We start from the raw sequence: 16,587 nt of genomic DNA on the forward strand, positions 1-16,587 counted from the left end.
CGCAAAAGCCCCCCATCCCTTGCAGGGAGGGGAGTTCCGCCGAACAGGGAGAGGGAATCATGGCGCATTGGCTGGCTTCCGGACGGCGCGGGCAGGCGGTGGGCGTGATCTCGCGGTTCGATCCCGTGTTCTGGACGGTCAATTTTCCGCGGCCGATGATGGCGAGCGTCGTGACCATCGCGTCCGATGCGCTGCGTGTGGACGCGGTGTTCTATCGCCAGGACGATCTCGCGGGGCTGATCTGGGAGGCCGAGGACCGGCACGACCACCCGCTGTTGCGCTACGACACCGATCGCGACTTCCGCGGATGCCGACTGCGGTTTCGCTGGCGCTCGTCGGGGGTGCTCGCGCTCGATCAGGTCAGCGGGCCGGTGCTCACGATCGAGGGGCGCGACGCGGCGGGGATCCCGCGCGCCTGGTATGTGCGGCTGTGGAACTATGCCAGCGGCACGGCCGAGGACGCGATCGTCTCGATCGACTTCGCCACCGTGCAGGGCGGCTATCTGCTGCCCGGCGAGGCCGATCCGGTGTTCGCGGGCGATGTCGACCGGATGTTCGTGTCGCTGGTCGCCAAGGGTTATTCGGGCGAGGACGCAGCGCTGGCGGTGCCGGCCGAGGCATGGGTCGAGCTGAGCCAGATCGCCTGTGAGGGACCCGGATCGGTGCTGACGACCGGCGACGTGGTGGTGCCCGAACATTGCCTGCAGATCGCCAACGGCTATGACGATTGCTATCATCTGACTCCGGCGCGCGTGCTCCGCAACGCGCTCCATCTCGGCTATCGCGGGAACATCCTGCATTATGTCGGGATGAGCCATTATTTCCGGCTCGAGCCCAATTCGGGCGGCTATTATGCCAGCCTGACCGGGGGCACGCTCAACGTGGCGTGCGCGGCATGGCATGCGGATTTCGCGGCGCGTGCGAAAGCGCTCGACTATGACGTGATCTGGTCGCTCTCCTACGAGCTGCTCGATCAGCATTGCTGGAACGACTGGAAGCAACGCGCGGCCGACGGTTCGCCCGGCCTGACCGGGTGGAGCCCACCTTCGGCCTTGCTGTCGCCGGCGCATGCGGGGGCAATGTATTATCTGCGGGTGGTGGCGCTGGCGTTCGTCGGGATCGCGCAGACCGCAGGACTCGCGGTCAAGTTCCAGATCGGCGAGCCATGGTGGTGGGTGATGCCCGACGGGCGGCTGTGCATCCACGACGCCGCCGCGAAGGCCGAGCTCGACGATCCGGCGGAGCAGAATGTCCGGGGCGCGGTCGACGCTGCGGTACTCGATGCCGCCGGCGCGTTGCTCGCCGCCTCGACACTGGCGCTGCGCGACGTGGTGCGTTGGGCGCCGGGGGCCCAGGTGTTGCTGCTCGCCTATCTGCCGACGGTGCTCGATCGCGCAATGCCCGAGCTTCAGCGCGCCAACCTGCCGATCGGCTGGGCGGCGCCGGCGTTCGATATACTCCAGCTCGAAGATTATGACTGGGCAGCGGCGGGCAACGCGGCGGCGAGCGCCAAGGGCGTGGCGCTTGCCGAGGCGCGGCTCGGCTATGACCCCGCGGATCAGCATTATCTCGCGGGGTTCGTGCTCAAGCCCGAGGACAAAGCGCAATGGGCGCCGATCGCCGCGGCAGCGGCGCGGGGACGCGCGCGGGGCGTGGCGGCGACCTTCGTCTGGGCGCTGCCCCAAGTGTTGCGCGACGGCTTCGTGCATTTCGAGCAGGAGGACGAGATGGACGCGTTCGACGACGTGCTGTTCCCGCTCGCGCTGGGGCGCGAGGCCGAAGTGGCGCCCGAGGTCTCGACGGCGATCGTGACCAGCGCGGGCGGGCGCGAGAGCCGCAATGCCGAATGGGCCGAGGCGCGGTTGCGCTACGATGTCGGCCCCGGGGTGCGATCCGAGGCGGACATCGCCGCGCTGATCGGCTTTTTCCGGGCGCGGATGGGGCCGGCGCGGGGATTCCGGCTGCGCGATCCGTTCGACGCCTCGGGCGAGGACGAAGTGCTCGGGGTGGGCGACGGGACCGAGGCGCGCTTCCAGTTGGTCAAGCGCTATGGCGAGGTGGTGCGGCGGATCACCCGGCCGGTGAATGGCAGCGTGCGGGTGGCGGTGGACGGGCTGGAGACCACGGGATTTACGCTCGGGCCGGGCGGGGTGGTGACGCTCGACGCGCCGCCGGACGCGGGAGCGGCGGTGACCGCGCGCTTCGATTTCGACGTGCCGGTGCGGTTCGCCGAGGATCGGCTGAGCGTGAACCGGACGACCTGGCTGGCGGGGGCGGCGGCTTCGGTGCCGCTGGTCGAGGTGCGCGAATGAGCTGGCTCGACGGCGACCTCACTACATTGGCTTTGTGCTGGCGGATCGACCGGCGCGACGGCGTGACGATCGGCATCACCGCGCATGATCGCGATCTGGCGATCGACGGACTGGTCTATCGCGCCGCGCCGGGGATGACGCCGAGCGCGATCAACCGCAGCGCGCGCCTCGATGCCGACAGCATGGACGTGTCCGGCGCGCTGACCAGCAGCGCGATCGGGGAGGCCGATCTGCTCGCCGGACGCTGGGACGGAGCGCGGGTCATGCTGTTCGCGGTCGATTGGCGCGATCCCGGGGCGCGGGTGCCGCTGGGCGAAGGGACGATCGGTGCGATCGAGACGCGCGGAGGCATGCTGACCGCCGAACTGCGCGGGGTTTCGGCGGAGCTCGAGCGGCCGGTGGTCGAGGAGACGTCGCCCGAATGCCGTGCCGCGTTCGGCGACCGACGCTGCCGCGTCGCGATGGCGGGACGGCGGCGGTTCGCGCGGGTGACCGGCGCGGAGGAGGCAGTGCTGACCCTGGATGCGGAGGAGCCGGTTGCGAACGCCTATGGGGGTGGGCGGCTGCGCTGGTTCAGAGGCGCGAATTCGGGGCTGGAGGATGCGATTGCCCGCTCCGAGGGCGCGATGGTGACGCTGCGGCGGCCGCCGCGGTTCGCCGCCGTCGGCGCGCTGGTCGAGATCGAGCAGGGTTGCGACAAGCGTCTCGCGACCTGTTCGGCGCGGTTCGGCAATGCCGCCAATTTCCGCGGCGAGCCGTGGTTGCCGGGGATCGACCTGCTGACGCGCTATCCGGGCGCATGAATGCCGGCGCGCGCGTCGTCGAGGCGGCGCGGGGGGCGATCGGGGCACGGTTTCGCCTGCACGGGCGCGATCCTGCGACGGGACTCGATTGCGTCGGGCTGGTGGCGTTGGCGCTGAACGTAGCGGTGCCGCGCGGATATGCGTTGCGCTATGACGACGTGGCGCATGTCGTGCGGGTGATCGAGGCGGCGGGGCTGGTGCCGGCCGCCGATGTCCGTGCCGGCGACCTCGTGCTGCTGCGCGCCGGGCCGGGGCAGCTGCATTTCGCGATCCAGACCGGGACCGGGATGATCCACGCCGACGCGATGCTGCGGCGCGTGGTCGAGCGGCGCGAGCTGGTCTGGCCGGTGATCGGCCGCTGGCGCACAGCAGGAGACTGACATGGCGACGATGGTATTGACGGTCGCCGGCAGCCTGGTCGGCGGACCGGTGGGTGGCGCGATCGGCGCATTGGCCGGCAACGTCATCGACCGCGAAGTGCTGTTCAGGCCCAAGGGGCGCGAAGGCCCGAGGCTGACCGAGCTGCGGGTACAGACATCTTCCTACGGTACCCAGATCCCGAGAATCTTCGGGACGATGCGCGTGGCGGGATCGGTGATCTGGGCGACCGACCTGATCGAGCATCGCAGCAAGCAGGGCGGCGGCAAGGGGCGGCCGAGCACGACCAGTTTCAGCTATACGGCGTCGTTCGCGGTGGCGCTCTCGGCGCGACCGATCCACGGCGTCGGGCGGATCTGGGCCGACGGCAAGCTGCTGCGCGGGGCGGCCGGCGACTTCAAGGCCCGCACCGGGTTCCGGATCCACGCCGGCAGCGAGGATCAGGCGCCCGACCCGCTGATCGCGTCGGTCGAGGGGGCGGCGCTGACGCCGGCGCATCGCGGGATCGCTTATGTGGTGTTCGAGGATCTCGAGCTCGCCGATTTCGGCAATCGCATTCCGTCGCTGAGCTTCGAAGTGATCGCCGATCCCGCACCGATCGCGGCCGGCGCGATCCTCGCCGAGCTGGGCGAGGGCGCCGTGGCCAGTCCCGAAAATACGCTTGCGCTTGCCGGCTTCGCCGCTGCGGGTGCGAGCGTGCGTGCCGCCATGGAGACGCTGGCCGGTGCCACTGGCGGCTGGTTCCGCGCCGAAGCGGATGCGCTGACGCTGCTGGACGGCCCCGGCACGGCGATTGCGTTGACCGATGTCGGAGCGGGTGCGGAACGGGATATTCGAGGGCAGCGCGATATCGCGGCGGCCGAGACTGCCCCGCGGACGCTGACGCTCGCGCACTACGAGCCGGCGCGCGATTATCAGGCAGGAATTCAGCGGGCAGTGCGTCCGGGCGCGGGCATGCGCGAGGCGCGGATCGAACTTGCCGCGGCGATCGACGCGTCGGCCGCGAAGGCGATCGCCGAGGCTGCGCTGACCCGGCTCGACATGGAGCGCGAGCGGCGAACGCTGGCGCTACCCTTGGGGGCGCTGGCGATCCGACCCGGCGAGCGGGTGACGATCGCGGGTGCCCCGGGGCTCTGGCGAGTCGACCGGTGGCGGCTGGAAGACATGGTCGTGCTGCTCGAGTGCGTCGCAGTCGCCTCGGGGGCATTGCCGGGAGCCGCGAGCGGCGGGCGGGTGCTGTCCGCACCCGATCTCGCAATGGGCGAGACCGTGGTGCACGCATTCGAATTGCCCCCGCTGGGGAGCCTCGCCGCCACGCCACGGCTCGCGATCGCCGCGGGCGGGACGGGACCCGGCTGGCGAAGCGCGGCGCTCCTCCTGAGCACCGACGAAGGCGCGAGCTGGACGCCCGCCGGGACGACTGCAATGCCCGCGGTGCTGGGACGGCTGGTGACGCCGCCGGGCGTGGCGCCCGCGCATCTCGCCGACCGCATCCACGTGATCGTCGTCGAACTGGCAAACGGGGCCATGCTGCTGCACGACGCCGACGATTCGGGGCTGGCGGAGGGATCGAACCTCGCGATGGTCGGTGACGAATTGCTCCAGTTCGCGCACGCAGTCCCGCTCGGCGGGCGGTTATGGGCATTGAGCCGATTGTGGCGCGGCCGCCGCGGGACCGAAGCGGCGATCGGCAGCCAGACAGCCGGCGATCGCTTCGTACTGGTCGAAGCCGAGTCGCTGGTCGCGATCGATCTGCCGACCCAGCCGACGCGCGCGCAGGTGCTCGCCCAGGGCGTGAGCGATGCGGAAGCGGCGCAGGCGCAGGCGCAGGTGCGCGGCGTCTCGCTGGTGCCGCCGGCGCCGGTTCACCTCCGTGCTCGCGCCCTGCTCGACGGGACGACCGAGATCCGCTGGATACGCCGCAGCCGCAATGGCTGGGACTGGATCGACGGCGTAGACGCCCCTCTCGGCGAAGAAGGCGAACGCTATCAGCTGACCTTGACGCTCGCAGATGGCGGTGACCGCATGATCGCAGCCGACGTGCCGCACGTCGTGCTGAATGTCGAAGAGCGACTGGCGGTCGTCGCCATCGCTGTCCGCCAGATCGGAGCGCATGGGCTGTCGCTGCCTGCGGTGCTCGCGCTGCCACTCCCGGGAGAAGGTTGATGATCGATACCGTGACGCACCGTTTCGCATTGCCGCTGCTCCAGCCGGGCCAGGCCCAGAAAGAGATGACTCACAACGAGGCCCTGGCGCGACTCGACCTGGCTCTGCACGGTGCGATCGTCGCGGCGGGCGTCGACGCGCCCCCCGCGAGTCCCGAGCAAGGGGCATGCTGGCTCGTCGGCGGCGCCCCCGAGGGCGCCTGGGCAGGACATTCGCATGCGCTCGCGGGCTGGACCAGCTCGGGCTGGATTTTCGTCGAGCCGCGCGAAGGCATGGCGCTATGGCTCGGATCCGGGCAGGGGATGGCACGCTTCTCGGACGGCGTCTGGCGCCTGAGCGAGCTCCACGGGAAAGTTTTTGTCGAGGGAGAGCAAGTGGTTGGCGCAAGGCGCGGTGCAGTCGCGGAACCCATGGGAGGGTCGACGGTTGATGCCGAGGCGCGGGCCGCGATCGTTTCGGTGCTGGAAGCATTGCGCGCACATGGTTTGATCGAGGGAGGTTGAACCTGTGACGTTCATGCAACAGTGACCGGTTTTGTGTGCTTGCGCAGAAACTTTCGTTTCGGTAGTGAGTTTGTCGCTGTCCGTAGTGACAACTTTGAAAGGGGATTAAGATGCGGAAGCTTGCCGTAACTCTGGCACTTGCGACGACCGCGCTCAGCACGCCCGCACTTGCACGCGACGATGCGTGGTACGTGGGTGTCGAGGGCGGCGCCATGCTGGTCGAAGACATTGATTGGGACGTTGGTGCCGCGATTGACAGCGTCACTGTCGACCACCGCGCCGGCTATGACGTCGGTGGTACCGTCGGCTATGACCTTGGTGTCGTCCGCCTCGAGGCGGAAGTCGGCTATCGTGCCGCCAACGTGACGGGCCTGCGCTCGACCACGACTATTCCGAGCGTGACCGGGGGCGGCGCTACCGTTCTCGCTCCTGCCGGCAGCTATGACCTTGCCGGTGGCCGCACCTCGGCGCTGAGCTTCATGGTCAACGCGCTTTGGGACTTCGGTGACGACGACGGCGTCCAGGGCTTTGTCGGCCCGGGTCTCGGCGTCGCACGCGTGAAGAGCCGCCTCGGCCTCGACGCCAACGGCGATGCGCTCGACGATTCGGACACCGTCGTTGCCTGGCAGGCGGTTGCGGGTATCCGCGCGCCGATCACCGACAATATCGACGTGTCGCTGAAGTATCGCTTCTTCAACGCACCGGGCGTCGAGCTCGTCGATGTTGCCGGCCGCAACTGGTATGGCCGTTTCCGGTCGCACAGCATCCTCGGTGGCCTGACGTTCAACTTCGGTGCGCCTGAGCCCGAGGTGGTCGCTCCGACTCCGGAACCGACCCCCGCGCCGACCTACACGCCGCCGCCGGAGCCGGCTCCGGTTCAGCCGGCCGTGCAGTGCACCCCCGGACCGTACATCGTGTTCTTCGACTGGGATAAGTCGGACATCACGCCGGAGGCAGCGAGCATTCTCGACAACGCCATCAGCAACTACCAGAACTGCGGTAACTCGCAGGTCATGCTGGCGGGCCACGCCGACCGTTCGGGTTCGGCGAGCTACAACGTCGGTCTGTCGCAGCGTCGCGCTGACGAAGTTAAGAAGTATCTGTCGGGCCGCGGCATCTCCGACGGTGTCATCTCGACCGAAGCGTTCGGCGAAAGCCGCCCGCGCGTCGAGACCGCCGATGGCGTCCGCGAACTGCAGAACCGCCGCGTGGAAATCATGTACGGGCCCGGCTCGGGCATGTAAGCCACGCCGGTTCTTCGGAACGGCAAAGAATTGGGGAGGTCGGGAAACCGGCCTCCCTTTTTCTTTGTGGAGACGGCGCGGGAAATGCGTGAGCGTTCCCGGATGATCCGCAGGGCAGTTTTGCGCGTCCTCGTCGCGCTACCGGCGCTCTATTGCGTGATCCCGCTCGCAATCGCGCGGAGATCGTGCCGCCGATGCCATTGCTCCGCAGCGCAGCCGAGCAGTTGATCCCGGCGCGTCACGGCATTGCGCGCGCCGACGCCGCACGAATGCAAGGCTGGGCCTGGCCTGGCGCCGGGCATGATCTGGCGTATTCGCCGCGATCCCAGGCGATGTTCTGCACGGGCTGAAAGATATCGGGCGTGCATGCCCCGCGCGCGATCAGCTGTCCGGCGCGCCTTCGACAGCGACCGTGAGCCATTCGGGGACGATTGCGTCACCGAGGGCATCGGTTCGCCGCAGCTCGATCATCAGTCCCAGTTCCGGGTAGCTTGTCCGGGTCCGCTCACCCGGCGTGCCGGCCGGCGCGACGACGAGGCGGCGGTTGACCTTGGCGCGATAATGCATGCGCGCGGTGTTCTCTTGGCCGACATAGCAGCCCTTGGCGAAGCTGACGCCGTTCAGCTCGGCGGCATTGCATTCGAGCCAGAGCGTCTTGTCCTGGCCCAGCTCGGCTGTGCCTTCGGTGACTCCAAGGGAGAGGCGGTGGGCGCGCCAGGCGGCGTCCGCCTGACCGCCCCGATCTTCACTCAGCCAGCGCCGGCCGAGCGCGGGCAGGCGGGGGTCGAAGACGCCCTCCTCCCCATCCGCACGCCAATGGACATTGCCGTCGACCGGCTCGATCGCGATCGCGCGGCGCAGACGATATAGCGTCAGACGTCGGGCGAGCGCCTCGCGCTGCGCGGCTTCGCAGTCGATCAGAATCGCGTCGCCGTCGGCCCAGAGCAGGAAATCGAACAGTGCCTTGCCTTGCGGAGTCAGCAGCCCTGCCCCTTGCGGCGTGTCGGCCGTCACCAGCGTCAGGTCTTGCGTCACCAGCCCCTGCAGGAAGCCGCGTACGTCCTCGCCGCTGACACGCAGCAGCGCGCGGTCGGAAAGCCATGTTGCGGGACTGGTTTCGCTCATGGGGAACAGGTAGGAGCCGGGAAGGCGCGACGGAAGAGGGCGATATGACGAACGTCGATCTGAAGCTGAAAGGTGGCCGCGTGCATCTGCCCGGCGGACCCGTCGAGGTCGATGTCGGAGTCCGCGACGGGCGCATCGTCGCGATCGGCGATGTCGGCGATGCGGGCGAGACGGTGAATTGCACCGGGCTCGACGTGCTGCCCGGAGTGATCGACAGCCAGGTCCATTTCCGCGAGCCGGGGCTCGAGATGAAGGAAGACCTCGAGAGCGGCAGCCGCGCGGCGGTGCTCGGCGGAGTCACCGCGGTGTTCGAAATGCCGAACACCAAGCCGAATACCGACAGCGCCGAGGCCGTGAACGACAAGCTTGCGCGGGCGAAGGATCGCATGTGGTGCGACCACGCTTTCTATGTCGGTGCGACTGCCGCCAACGCGCCCGAGCTCAAGGAGCTCGAGCGGCTGCCGGGGACCGCGGGCGTCAAGATCTTCATGGGCGCATCGACCGGCGACTTGCTCGTCGCCGAGGATTCGGAGCTGGCGCGGGTGCTCGCCTCGGGCAAGCGCCGCGTCGCGATCCATGCCGAGGACGAAGCGCGGATGAACGCCCGGATGGATCAGCGGGTGGAGGGCGATCCTGCCTCGCATCCGGTGTGGCGCGACGACGAAAGCGCGCTGCTCGCGACGCAGCGGATCCTGCGACTGGCGCGCGAAGCGAAGCGCCGAATCCACGTGCTCCACATCACGACTCCCGCCGAGCTCGAACTGCTGGGCAGGAACAAGGATATTGCGAGCTGCGAAGTCACGCCGCAGCACCTGACGCTTGCGGGCGAAGACGCCTATCCGCGGCTCGGCACCTTCGCGCAGATGAACCCGCCGATTCGTTCGGGCGCGCATCGCGACGGGCTGTGGCGCTGGCTCAACCAGGGCGTTCCCGACGTGATCGGATCGGATCACGCGCCGCACACGCGCGAGGAGAAGGCCAAGCCCTATCCCGCGAGCCCGAGCGGCATGCCCGGCGTCCAGACATTGCTGCCGCTGATGCTCAACCATGTCGCCGAAGGGCGGCTGACGCTGCAGCGGCTGATCGACATGACGAGTGCCGGGCCGCAGCGCATCTTCGGCATCGTCGGCAAGGGTCGCATCGCTGTCGGCTATGACGCGGATTTCACTGTCGTCGACCTCAAGGCGCGCTGGACGATCGAAGAGCAGTGGCTCGCCTCGCGTTGCGGATGGTCGCCCTTCACCGGCATGACCCTCACCGGCAAGCCGACAGGGACTATCGTGCGCGGCAATCGGGTGATGTGGGAAGGCCAGCTCGCCAAGGCGGCGATCGGGGCGCCGGTGCGGTTCGAGGCGGTCGAGTTCGGCTGATCGACGATGCAGGGTGCGCGATGCATCCCTGCCGCCGCTGCGCACGTTTCTGCAAGCATGGGTTTCGTGCGATCGACGCGAGCGGAGCGAGGCCGGTCGGCGCTGGCTGCAGCGGCGCTGACCGTGGCCCTCGGCTATGCACTGGTTGCGGGGCTGGCGCTGGGCAGCGGCGCATCCCCCGAAGAAGCGCTGCAGATCTTCGAGATCGGGCCCGATCCGCCCCCGCCGCCGCGCGAGGAACGCAAGCCGCACCGGCTCCAGAGCAGCCGACGCGAAGGCGCGGCCTCGCCGCCCAATCTGCGATCCGAACCGACCGAGATCGTCGCGCCCGAACCGGTTCTGCCCCTGCCTGCGACGCCGGTCATCGCCGCGCCGGTCGCCGGCGTGGGTAGCGACCCTTCCGCCGGCAGCGCCGAAGTCGCCGGGCCGGGCACCGGCAGCGGCGGGCAGGGCGACGGGCGCGGCAGCGGCGGCGAGGGGGACGGCAGCGGCGATGGCGGCGCCGAGACGCCGCCGCGCTGGATGCGCGGGCAGCTGAGGGATTCGGATTATCCCGATGCCGCGGCCGAGGCCGGAATCAGCGGAACGGTGGGCGTGCGCTATCTCGTCTGGACGGACGGCCGGGTTCGCGACTGCGAGGTGACCCGGTCGAGCGGCAGCCCCGAGCTCGATGCGACGACCTGCCGGCTGATCGAGTCGCGCTTCCGGTTCCGCCCGTCGCGCGACGCCGGAGGCAAAGCGGTTCCGGCGGTGATCGTCGAAAACCATAGCTGGGCGATCCAGCGCGAACCCGCGGAAGACCCGCCGCCGCGGCGACGGCGGCGGTTCGGCTGGTAGGGGGCTAGCGGCGTTTGCGACCCGGGAACGGGACGATGGCGCCGCCCTGGTTGCGCGCGGTGGCCGCCTGCTCGACCGCGGGCAGCAATTGATCCTGACGAAATGGCTTGGCGAGGCGAGGGAGATCGTGCGCCGTCCCCTCGGGGAGCTCGGCATAGCCCGAAACCAGCAATATCGGCAGATCGGGCCAGCCGGCGCGCGCCGCTTCGGCAAGCTGCGCGCCGTTCATGTCGGGCATGGCGAAATCGGTGACGAGCACGTCGACGCGGCATTCGCTCAACAGCTGGAGCGCGATCCTGCCCGATACGGCCTGGAGGACGCGGTGCCCGGCATCCTCGAGCATCGCGGCGGTGTTGGTGAGCACCAGCGCGTCGTCGTCGACGGCGAGCACGACCAGCTGCCCGGCATGCGCGTTCCGGTCCTCGGCGGGTGTGTCCGATCGTTCGGTCAGCGCGCCGTCCGAGACGGGCAGCCAGATGTCCGCAGTGGTGCCTTCGCCGGGGCGGCTGTCGAGCACCAGCTTGCCGCCGCATTGCTCGGCAAAGCCATGCGCCATCGACAGGCCCAGTCCGGTGCCCTTGCCGACGCCCTTGGTCGTGTAAAACGGCTCGGTGGCGCGGGCCAGGGTGGCCGCATCCATGCCGGCGCCGGTATCGGACACCGACAGACAGACATAGGCGCCGGGCTTGAGGCCTTCGCCTGCCCCGACTTGCTCCTCGCGCGCGGCGATGACGATCCGTCCGCCGTCCTGCATCGCATCCCGGGCATTGACCGCGAGATTGAGCAGCGCCAGCTCGAGTTGCGCGGGATCGGCATGCACCCGCTTCACCACCAGCGGAAACTGGGTGTCGATACGGATGCCGCCGCCGATCGTGCGCTGCAGCAGCTCGGCCATGCCTCTGACCAGCGCGGCGGGGTCGACGGTCTCGAGTTGAAGCTCCTGCTTGCGCGCGAAGGCGAGCATGCGCTGGGTGAGCGTCGCGCCGCGCTCGGCCGCCTTCATCGCATTGTCGATGAAGCGCGAGACGTCTCCGCCTTCGGCCAGCTTGCGGCGCGCGAGATCGAGGCTGCCGACGATGGCGGCGAGCAGGTTGTTGAAGTCGTGCGCCACGCCGCCGGTGAGCTTGCCGATCGCCTCCATCTTCTGGGCGTGGAAGAATGCCTCCTGCGCCTGTTCGAGCGCGAGTTGCGAGCGGCGCCGCTCGGTCAGATCGCGCGTGATCTTGGCGAAGCCGATCAGCGTGCCGGAGGGATCGCGCACCGGATCGATGACGACATTGGCCCAGAAATGCGTGCCGTCCTTGCGCACGCGCCAGCCCTCTGCCTCGAAGCGACCCTTGCTCCGCGCCTGTTCGAGCGCCTTCGCAGGAATGCCCGCGGTGCGGTCCTCGGCGGTGTAGAAATTCGAGAAATGGCGGCCGATGATCTCGTCCGCGCGATAGCCCTTGAAGCGCTCTGCGCCCGCGTTCCAGCTCGCGACGTTGCCGTCCACGTCCAGCATGTAGATCGCGTAATCGGTCACGCTCTGGACGAGCAGGCGAAATCGCTCTTCGCTGCGGCGCAATGCTTCCTCGCCGGCGCGGCGTTCGGTGAGGTCGCGGGTCACCTTGGCGAAGCCGACCAGTTCGCCCGCCGGATTGCGGATCGGATCGATCACGACATTGGCCCAGAAGCGCGTGCCGTCCTTGCGCAGGCGCCAGCCCTCGGCTTCGAACCGTCCTTCCTGCTCGGCGGTCCGCAGCGCCCGTGCAGGGATGCCCGCGGCGCGATCTTCTTCGGTGTAGAAGCGCGAGAAATGCTGACCGAGGATCTCGCCGGTTTCATAGCCCTTGAAGCGCTGCGCGCCGGCGTTCCAGCTCGCAACGACACCCGTGGGATCGAGCATGTAGATCGCATAATCGGTGATGCTCTGAACCAGAAGTTCGAAGCGGTTGATCTCCGATCCTGCCGAAGCGGTGGTCGTGGTCATGGGCTCCCCGCGGGTCCCACACACGGCCCGGCTCAGGGCGCAAAACGCGTTTCGTCCGCCCGGGTTCCCAAGCGCTTGAAATCGGGTGGTTCAGCCGGTCAGAATGGCAGCCAGCGCTGCTTCTCGCTGAATTTCATATAGCCGGCGTTGACGCCCAGCCGCCAGCCGACGCCGAGCCGTACCGGGATCAGCACGACGTCGCCGCGGCGCATATAGCTCGCCGAGAAGCCGCCGACGAAATAGACTCGGCCCTCGCCGGCCGGGAAGCGCTTGTAGAGCTCCTGACTGTCGTAGAGATTATAGACCAGCACGAAGACCTTGTTGGCGTCGCCGCCGACATCGAAGCCGATCGACGGGCCGGTCCAATAGACCTTCCGCTGTCCCTCGATCTTGTGGAACAGCTCGCCCGAGCCATAGCGCAGGCCCACCCCGATCGCGCCGCCGGCCTCGCGCCCGGCGATATAGGCGTTGGGCTGGCCCTGGTCCTTGAGAATGTCCTCGATGATCCCGGCGAGCCCCGACGCGCCCTTGCCGAACACGCCTTCCGCCGCGCTGAGCAGATCGTCGCGCGCATAGGTATTGGCCGCCTCGGCGCGGGCACTGGTGGCGGCGTCGGGTTCCGTGGCGGGGGCGACGGGCTGGGGATCGACCACGGGCGCGTCGTTCCGCGGAACTTCCTGATACGCCCCCTGATCGACCGGCTGCGGATCGTTTTGCGGCGGCGGCGGCGTCTGCAGGTCCGAATCGATCGCGGTGTTGGGATCGATCGTCGTGATCTGGGCGGAGGCGGGAACAGCGCCGAGCCCGAGCGAGGCCGCAGCCGCCCACAGCATCAAGGTCCGCACGCGCATTCGATCGTCACCCCCACAAAACCAGGCAGCCACGCTAGGCCGGCGCGGCTGACCCTGCAATGAACGGACGACGACAGGAATCGATTTTGCGTCGAGGCGGTTCTGCCGTTGATTGGACAAAACTACGTCGCTATAGGCCTCGGCTTCGAGCCTCTTGCGGAGACGTGGGTGAGTGGCTGAAACCAGCGGTTTGCTAAACCGCCGTACCGGGATTACTGGTACCGAGGGTTCGAATCCCTCCGTCTCCGCCAGCCCTTCTCTAAGGGCCTGAAATCGCGGAAATCATTGGAAAGCCGCCGTTTGCGGCGATAGCGTTGTTCCAATGAGGGCTACAAAAACACCCTCTCGATCGAGAATGCAACAGGTTGCAAAACACCTGTACCGTCGGGGCGGCGGCTACACCTATCGGCGGGCTATTCCAGCGCGAGCGCGTGGCGCGTCGGCGGTGCGCTCGAATATGTGAAGAGTTTTGGCGACGTGAGCCTGCGCGAAGCTGAGCATCTGGCCGCTGAGCACCGCAAAATCTGCGACGCTGCGATCGCGAAAGCGACTGGCAAGCCAGACCCCACGATAAGGGCAGAGCTTGTCCGCATTGGGATGCGGGTTCCAGATCGCCAAGAGATTGATCGCGCCGTTCGCACATGGGTTTTGGAGCAGGAGAGCGCGAACAGTGCCGTCACGGGCGACGCGGCCTTGGCGAAGCAACGCGCAGCCGAATTCGGGCTTATCGAGAAGAATGCGAGTTCATCTCGGTCGATCCATTCCTTACGCATGAAGACATAGACGACAGCTCTATCTTGCCCATGTGCGAACGATCGATCCCGGCTGCATGCGCAAGCGCTTCCTGAGATAAGCCGCATTCTAGGCGCCGCGCTCCAATGGCGGCCCCGAGGCTTACGAGCACCTCCGCAGAACCATTCTTTCCAGAAACGCGCGCCACGTAGGAAGGGGTCGAGCATTGCCCTATTTACCGCCACGGCATTTACGACCCTTCACCTTTTATATCTCGGAACGGCTGGCGAAGGAGTCACCGTGCGACGCGCAGATCATCGGCGTGCCGCCTACAATTTTGGCGGAAACGCGTTGAAGTGGTTCGTCATCAGCTTTTTCGAACCATTTGTGCTGTTCGCCCTGATTCCGTTGGCGTTGTTGGTGCAGGAAGCTTGATGCCAGGAGCTGTGCAAGGCCGTGCGAGCTTACTGCGGTCTTACGTTCACGGGCTCGTTGCAGTAGCGGCGTGGCTGGGTTTTGCCCTGTACGGGCGCTGGTACCTACATCAGTAGCGCCGTTGCTGCTCGATGGGCCGCTATCGGGCCGCATGCCGCCCGTCCGCTTCCGATAGGCTATTCGCGATAGCTGGCATTCTCCCGAAAAGGTCGCCAGGACGGTCGCCTTGCGACCTGTTCCCCACCATGCGGCCGGCCTACGGGATAAGCAGCAGCTTGCCGATTGTGGCGCGGCTTTCCATTGCCGCGTGCGCCTCCGCGGCATCCGACAAGGAGAAGTCGCGGGCCGGCGCGATCCGCAACTTGCCCTCGCGCACCCAGTCGAACAGCCGCTCCGTGCGGGCGCGCAGCAGTTCGGGAGTGTGGACATGGTCGGAAAAGACCGCGTAGCCGAGCTTGATACTGCGCGGCAGGCTCATGATGTCGATCCGTCCGGGACCGCCGAGTACCGGACCGTACCAGCAGAAAGTCCCGGCGCGGCGCAGCGAGGCCAGCGATCCGTCGAAGGTCGCGGGACCGGAGCCGTCATAGACGACGTGCACGCCCTCGCCACCCGTGAGCCGGACGACCTCGGCCGCGAATTCGCCCTCTGCGTCGACGATGACATGGTCCGCGCCGGCGGCCTTCGCGGCCTCGACCTTGGCCGCGCTCGAGACCCGGCCGATCACGGTGCCGCCGCGTAGCTTGATGATCTGGGTGAGCAACTGCCCCAGCCCCCCGGCGGCGGCGTGCACCAGCGCGACATCGCCGGGCTGGACCGAATAGAAGTCGGTCGTGAAGTGGCTGGCGGTGAGCCCCTGCATCATCAGGGAGGCCGCTGTGCGATCGTCGATTTCGGCGGGCACCGGCACGAGTGCGGCGGCGGGGATAACGATCCGTTCGGCATAACTGCCGGGAGCATAGATCCAGGCGACGCGCTGCCCGACCGCGAGATCGGTCACCCCCTCGCCCAGCGCGATGATGCGGCCGGCACCCTCGACGCCCAGAGCGCGCGGCAGCGGCATTTCGTGCCACGCCATTCCCTGGCGCACTCCCACGTCCATGAAGTTCACCCCGCTCGCGGCAATCGCGACCAGCACCTCGCCCGGACCCGCGACGGGCTCCGGCAGGTCCAGCAGTTCGAGCACCTCGGTTCCGCCGATCGCGGTCATTGCGATGGTCCTCATCTTGAGACTCCTTATTGAATGATCGTTCTAGAATTGCGTAAAAAAATATCAGCGCAGCGCACGCAGTGCGAGGTCGGCCAGCGCGGCAATCTGCTCCTGCCCCGCGCCCGCACGCGCGGCGAGGCGGATGCTGGAGATCGTCGTGATGAGAAAGGTCGCGAGATGGTCGAGATCGAGATCGGCCGCGACATCGCCCTGCGCCCTCGCCTTGGCCAAGGCGTCTTTCACTGCGCGGGCCAACGTGGCGCTCGACGCTTCGCGGAGCGTGACCAGCTCGGGCCGGGTGCAACCGAACTCGACGATGGCGCCGAGGCCGAGACAGGCTTGGTCGGCTTCGCCCGCGACGCGATCGAGCATCGCGCGGATCCCGTCGATCGCCCGCTCGCGGCTCGCCAGCAGCTCAGCATGCGTCCGCACTTCATCCCGCGAATAGCGTTGCACCGCGGCGCGGTAGATGCCCCATTTGTCGTCGAACGTGTCGTACAGGCTTTGCCGGCCGATCCCCATCGCATCGACGAGCATCTGCGCCGAGCTGCCTTCGAAACCATGCTCGCGGAACACCGCTATCGCAGCCTCCACGGCGCTATCGACATCGAATTGCTTGGGGCGGGCCATGGCTTGTAGATAATGTACTGGA

The 16,587-nt window shown here is 67.9% G+C and carries 15 protein-coding genes and 1 tRNA gene; 11 read left to right on the top strand and 5 right to left on the bottom strand.

What is annotated here, in order from left to right:
* The first annotated feature begins 59 nt into the window (after positions 1 to 59).
* From Q9Q95_RS13800 to Q9Q95_RS13825, 6 genes are all read left to right on the top strand, one after another.
* The gene (locus tag Q9Q95_RS13800; RefSeq protein ID WP_306097716.1) at positions 60 to 2,312 is read left to right on the top strand and encodes a DUF2460 domain-containing protein; all 2,253 of its coding nucleotides are present in this window, start codon (positions 60 to 62) and stop codon (positions 2,310 to 2,312) included.
* Positions 2,309 to 3,115, top strand: coding sequence for a DUF2163 domain-containing protein (locus tag Q9Q95_RS13805; RefSeq protein ID WP_306097717.1), 807 nt, complete (start codon positions 2,309 to 2,311; stop codon positions 3,113 to 3,115). The genes Q9Q95_RS13800 and Q9Q95_RS13805 overlap by 4 nt, the downstream gene beginning before the upstream one ends.
* Positions 3,112 to 3,495: an NlpC/P60 family protein gene (locus Q9Q95_RS13810; RefSeq protein ID WP_306097718.1), complete on the top strand. Its 384-nt coding sequence runs from the start codon at positions 3,112 to 3,114 to the stop codon at positions 3,493 to 3,495. Before Q9Q95_RS13805 ends, Q9Q95_RS13810 begins: the two co-directional genes overlap by 4 nt.
* Before the next feature lies 1 nt (position 3,496).
* Entirely contained in the window at positions 3,497 to 5,659 is a 2,163-nt protein-coding gene (locus Q9Q95_RS13815) for a phage tail protein (RefSeq protein ID WP_306097719.1), read from the top strand.
* Positions 5,659 to 6,162 (top strand): DUF2793 domain-containing protein, encoded by a 504-nt coding sequence (locus tag Q9Q95_RS13820; RefSeq protein ID WP_306097720.1) that lies wholly within the window; start codon positions 5,659 to 5,661, stop codon positions 6,160 to 6,162. The genes Q9Q95_RS13815 and Q9Q95_RS13820 overlap by 1 nt, the downstream gene beginning before the upstream one ends.
* 110 nt (positions 6,163 to 6,272) lie before the next feature.
* Positions 6,273 to 7,406 carry an OmpA family protein gene (locus Q9Q95_RS13825; protein WP_306097721.1) on the top strand — a complete coding sequence of 378 codons (1,134 nt, stop codon included), beginning with the start codon at positions 6,273 to 6,275 and terminating at the stop codon, positions 7,404 to 7,406.
* A gap of 381 nt (positions 7,407 to 7,787) precedes the next feature.
* Here the strand turns inward: Q9Q95_RS13825 and Q9Q95_RS13830 are convergent, their stop codons facing one another.
* The gene (locus Q9Q95_RS13830; RefSeq protein ID WP_306097722.1) at positions 7,788 to 8,531 is read right to left on the bottom strand and encodes a folate-binding protein YgfZ; all 744 of its coding nucleotides are present in this window, start codon (positions 8,529 to 8,531) and stop codon (positions 7,788 to 7,790) included.
* A gap of 44 nt (positions 8,532 to 8,575) precedes the next feature.
* On the opposite strand from Q9Q95_RS13830, the gene Q9Q95_RS13835 reads away from it, so the two are divergent.
* Entirely contained in the window at positions 8,576 to 9,901 is a 1,326-nt protein-coding gene (locus tag Q9Q95_RS13835; protein WP_306097723.1) for a dihydroorotase, read from the top strand.
* Between the two features lie 57 nt (positions 9,902 to 9,958).
* Positions 9,959 to 10,738, top strand: coding sequence for an energy transducer TonB (locus tag Q9Q95_RS13840; RefSeq protein ID WP_371876765.1), 780 nt, complete (start codon positions 9,959 to 9,961; stop codon positions 10,736 to 10,738).
* A 4-nt stretch (positions 10,739 to 10,742) separates the two neighbouring features.
* On the opposite strand, the gene Q9Q95_RS13845 is transcribed toward Q9Q95_RS13840, so the two are convergent.
* Both Q9Q95_RS13845 and Q9Q95_RS13850 read right to left on the bottom strand, forming a co-directional pair.
* Positions 10,743 to 12,707 carry a PAS domain-containing sensor histidine kinase gene (locus Q9Q95_RS13845; protein WP_306097725.1) on the bottom strand — a complete coding sequence of 655 codons (1,965 nt, stop codon included), beginning with the start codon at positions 12,705 to 12,707 and terminating at the stop codon, positions 10,743 to 10,745.
* A 98-nt stretch (positions 12,708 to 12,805) separates the two neighbouring features.
* Positions 12,806 to 13,558 carry a DUF1134 domain-containing protein gene (locus tag Q9Q95_RS13850; RefSeq protein WP_306097726.1) on the bottom strand — a complete coding sequence of 251 codons (753 nt, stop codon included), beginning with the start codon at positions 13,556 to 13,558 and terminating at the stop codon, positions 12,806 to 12,808.
* Between the two features lie 158 nt (positions 13,559 to 13,716).
* On the opposite strand from Q9Q95_RS13850, the gene Q9Q95_RS13855 reads away from it, so the two are divergent.
* The 3 genes from Q9Q95_RS13855 (at position 13,717) to Q9Q95_RS13865 (ending at position 14,725) form a co-directional block, all read left to right on the top strand.
* A tRNA-Ser gene (locus tag Q9Q95_RS13855) sits at positions 13,717 to 13,809 on the top strand.
* Between the two features lie 226 nt (positions 13,810 to 14,035).
* The gene (locus Q9Q95_RS13860; RefSeq protein WP_306097727.1) at positions 14,036 to 14,341 is read left to right on the top strand and encodes a hypothetical protein; all 306 of its coding nucleotides are present in this window, start codon (positions 14,036 to 14,038) and stop codon (positions 14,339 to 14,341) included.
* Between the two features lie 249 nt (positions 14,342 to 14,590).
* Complete coding sequence (locus Q9Q95_RS13865; RefSeq protein WP_306097728.1) at positions 14,591 to 14,725, top strand: hypothetical protein; 135 nt, start codon at positions 14,591 to 14,593, stop codon at positions 14,723 to 14,725.
* Positions 14,726 to 14,981: 256 nt separating this feature from the next.
* Here Q9Q95_RS13865 and Q9Q95_RS13870 read toward each other — a convergent pair whose 3' ends face one another.
* Entirely contained in the window at positions 14,982 to 15,950 is a 969-nt protein-coding gene (locus Q9Q95_RS13870; protein WP_306097729.1) for a quinone oxidoreductase, read from the bottom strand.
* Between the two features lie 48 nt (positions 15,951 to 15,998).
* Positions 15,999 to 16,565 carry a TetR/AcrR family transcriptional regulator gene (locus tag Q9Q95_RS13875; protein ID WP_306097730.1) on the bottom strand — a complete coding sequence of 189 codons (567 nt, stop codon included), beginning with the start codon at positions 16,563 to 16,565 and terminating at the stop codon, positions 15,999 to 16,001.
* Positions 16,566 to 16,587: the final 22 nt, after the last annotated feature.

It is taken from the genome of Sphingomonas sp. DG1-23 (genome assembly GCF_030730875.1).
GTDB lineage: Bacteria > Pseudomonadota > Alphaproteobacteria > Sphingomonadales > Sphingomonadaceae > Sphingomonas.